Here is a 3,345-nt window from a genome sequence, read left to right on the forward strand (position 1 = left end):
TGGCGCCAGGACGGCTCCGCCACAAAATCTCACCCGATGCATAACTAGGGTTAGGTGGCGCGCCACCTAACCGTTCAACGGCGCGCTTTACGTCTTCCGCGCCAAAAGAGCGGACAGGATCAAGATCGTCTGGTGGGACGGCAGCGGCGTGTGTTTTTATGCCAAGCGGCTAACGACGCGAAGTTGGCCGCGGATCGGCCACAACCGGGTCCAGCTCAATGCTCAGCTCATGGCTCTGGTTGACGGAATGGACTGGAAACGGGTTCGGACGGAGACCGTCAGGCGGCCGCAATCGGCTGGGTAAAACCCTGCGGCATGATGAATCAGGGGGCTGAAAAGCGGGAAAATTGCCCGCGAATATGCTCTGATTTTGGCCATGTCGACACCCCATCTCGCACTCCCGGACGACGTTGACGCGCTCAAGACGATGGTTGTTGCCATGGCCGAAAAGGCCGCCCTTATGGAGGAGCGCGCCTTCATCTCGAGTTGGTCAACAAAAGTGCTGATGAGCGGATCGCACGTCTGACCGCGGTGGTGAAGATGCTTGGAGAGCGCGCGCTTCGGCAGCCGCTCCGAAAGTTTTGCGGACCGGTGAGCTGAGCGAGGAGCAGTATGCTCTCGTCTTCGAGGAGACCGAAACCGGCGTGGCGGCCATCGAAGCGCAGATGGACAAGTCTGTGGGCGGCTCGAAAGCGAAGCGCGCACCGCGTCCTCGCAAAGGCTTTGCGGCCCATCTCGAACAGGTCGAGGTGGTCATCGAGCCCGAAACGCCTGCTGGCTGCGAAGCGCTGGAAAAGATCCCGATTGGCGAGGATGTCTCCGAACGGCTCGATGTCACCCCGCGAAGTTCCGGGTGATCGTCACCCGTCGGACGGCGTTATCAAGGCAGCCGCTCCCGCCCGCATTCGAAAGCATCCGACCGAAGCGCTGCTGGCGCAGTTCGCGGTGTCGAAATACGCTGATGGCCTGCCGATCTACCGCCACGAAGCGATCTATGCTCGCGATCAGGTCGAGATCGACCGGTCACAGATGGCCCAGTGGATGGGCAAGGTCGGCTTCGAGCTCGAGCCACTCGCCGATTACGCACTGACCGGCATCAACCAGGGTGAGCGGGTCTTTGCCGATGAGACCACGCTGCCAACGTTGGCGGCGGGATCGGGCAAGGCCAAGACGGCCTACCTCTGGACCTATCTCCGCGATGATCGGCCCTTTGGCGGCAGCGGACCGCCCATCAGGCTCCGGCGCCGTTCCACGCCACCCCGCGCGGCTGGGCCGGTCCCGGCCTGCTGGCGATGATCCTGTTCGAGAAGTTCGGCCAGCATCAGCCGCTCAATCGCCAGGCTGAACGCTATGCCCGCGAAGGCGTGCCGCTCAGCCTGTCGACGCTCGCCGACCAGGTCGGCGCCGGCGCCGCGGCGCTGATGCCGCTGTTCAAGCGGCTCGAACCCCATTGCTGTCCGCTTCACGTCTGCACGGCGACGATACGACGGTTCCGGTCCTGGCCAAGGGCAAGACCGATACCGGCCGATTATGGACCTATGTGCGCGATGACCGACCATTCGGTGGCGCCGATCCGCCGGCGGCGGTGTTCTACTATTCCCGCGATCGCCGAGGGGAGCATCCTGCGGCGCATCTCGCCGGCTGGAGCGGCATCCTGCAGGGCGATGCCTATGGCGGTTATGGCGATCTCTATACGACGGGCCGTCAGCCCGCGCCTGTTCTGGAGGCCAGCTGCTGGGCCCACAGCCGGCGCAAAGTGTTCGAGCTGGCCGATATCGAAGCGGCGGCGCGCAAGAAGGCGCGCGGCGAGAAGCCCAACCTGGTCTATCCGCTCGCGGTTAAGCCGTGAGCGCATCGATGCCCTGTTCGATATTGAGCGCGCGATCAACGGCCTGTCCCCAGGCCAACGCCACGCCGTGCGCCAAGAGCGGAGCGCGCCGCTGGTCACCGAGCTCGAGCGCTGGATGATCGAGACGCGCGACAAGCTCTCGCGCGGACACGATCTGACCAAGGCCTTCAACTACATGCTGCGTCGCTAGTCATCCTTCACCCGGTTCCTCGACGATGGGCGGATTTGCCCATCGAACAATGCAGCCGAGCGAGCCCTGCGCGGCATCGCCATCTCGGGGTCATTCTGCCCATGTTGGGCAGGAGGTCGAGGTCCATTACCGTTGGCACCCGTATTTCGGACGTCGGCTTCGCTGCGAGAACAGCGAAGAGCGCGCCAACGGCCGGATCATTCATCTCGTCGTCGCGCCCGGGCATGTCATTACCGCTCCGGCCTGGATGATCGATCCCGTGGCTTGCGCGGCGATGGACCTTGGCTCCCCGCGCGTATCGCTTGCCGCGCTGCTTGAGCTTAACAAGCTCTTGATCGAACGCCGTTTCCGGCGAGGCTCTCCGGATGATTTCACCATCGCGGAGGCGCAACATGAGAACCTTGCCACCCCCGACACGATCTCTCGTGGTCGTTCGCCAACTCAGCTTGCCGCTCGACTCGCAGAAGCTGAACGGGCTGAGTTCAGCGCAATGGACCATAGTGATCGCCCGGCTCGCCAACGTACTGATGGCCGCCGCCGGCGTGGCAACGGAGGAGGAGAGCTGCGATGACGAGCGGTAATCTGATTCCGACTGCCGTCCTCAAGCGCAAGGCCGTGGTCTATGTGCGTCAGTCCACTCAGGCGCAGGTCCAGCTCAACCTTGAGAGCCAGCGTCGGCAGTATGAGCTTGTCGACGTCGCGCGGCGCTGGGGATTCCGCAAAGTAGAGGTGATCGACGAGGATCTGGGACGAACCGCAAGCGGGGCTGTGGAGCGTCCCGGTTTCGAGCGCCTGGTCGACGATCTGTGCACCGGCCATGTGGGCGCCGTGCTTTGCCTGGAGGCGTCCCGCCTGTCGCGCAACGGGCCGGACTGGCATCGGCTGCTCGAGTTGTGCGGCGAAGTCGATGCACGCGTGATCGATCTGGACGGAGTCTACGATCCGGGATTGCCGAACGACCGCCTGCTGCTCGGTATGAAGGGCAGCATCAGCGAGTTCGAGCTCGGCGTGCTGCGTGCCCGCATGTACGAGGCCGCCCGCGCCAAGGCACAGCGTGGGGAACTGCGCATCTCCGTGCCCTTCGGCTATGTCTGGCACCGCGATTATGGTCTCGGTTTCGATCCCGACATGCGCCTGCAGGAGACCATTCGCCTGATATTCGCGCGCTTCCGCGAACTCGGCAGTGCGCGCCAGGTCCTGATCTCGATGATCGACGATGGCGTGCATTACTGCTGTTGCTGGCCGCGCAAACGGGGTTGCGGGTCTCGGAGATCATCGATCTCCACCAGGACTCGGTGATGCTGGG

At 63.7% G+C, this 3,345-nt stretch carries 1 protein-coding gene and 4 pseudogenes; all 5 read left to right on the plus strand.

Translation table 11 applies throughout. The annotated features are described in order from the left end of the window. Positions 1-376: 376 nt before the first annotated feature. Positions 377-1,233: pseudogene (locus tag FJ423_RS33285) on the plus strand (transposase); the annotation flags it as partial. 5 nt (positions 1,234-1,238) lie between these two features. Continuing rightward, a pseudogene (locus FJ423_RS34530) lies at positions 1,239-1,849 on the plus strand (IS66 family transposase); the annotation flags it as partial. A gap of 43 nt (positions 1,850-1,892) precedes the next feature. Beyond that, a pseudogene (locus FJ423_RS34710) lies at positions 1,893-2,066 on the plus strand (transposase); the annotation flags it as partial. Between the two features lie 22 nt (positions 2,067-2,088). Then, the gene (locus FJ423_RS34535; RefSeq protein WP_246679433.1) at positions 2,089-2,610 is read left to right on the plus strand and encodes a hypothetical protein; all 522 of its coding nucleotides are present in this window, start codon (positions 2,089-2,091) and stop codon (positions 2,608-2,610) included. Then, positions 2,607-3,269 (plus strand): annotated as a pseudogene (locus FJ423_RS33315) (recombinase family protein); the annotation flags it as partial. The gene FJ423_RS34535 and the pseudogene FJ423_RS33315, both read left to right, overlap by 4 nt. Positions 3,270-3,345 lie beyond the last annotated feature (76 nt).

Source organism: Mesorhizobium sp. B2-8-9, from assembly GCF_006439475.1.
Taxonomy (GTDB): Bacteria; Pseudomonadota; Alphaproteobacteria; order Rhizobiales; family Rhizobiaceae; genus Mesorhizobium.

What these genes read in the sequence shown, in the direction of transcription:
- FJ423_RS34535 (WP_246679433.1), top strand. Translation starts at nt 2,089, where the DNA reads ATGCAGCCGAGCGAGCCCTGCGCGGCATCGCCATCTCGGGGTCATTCT.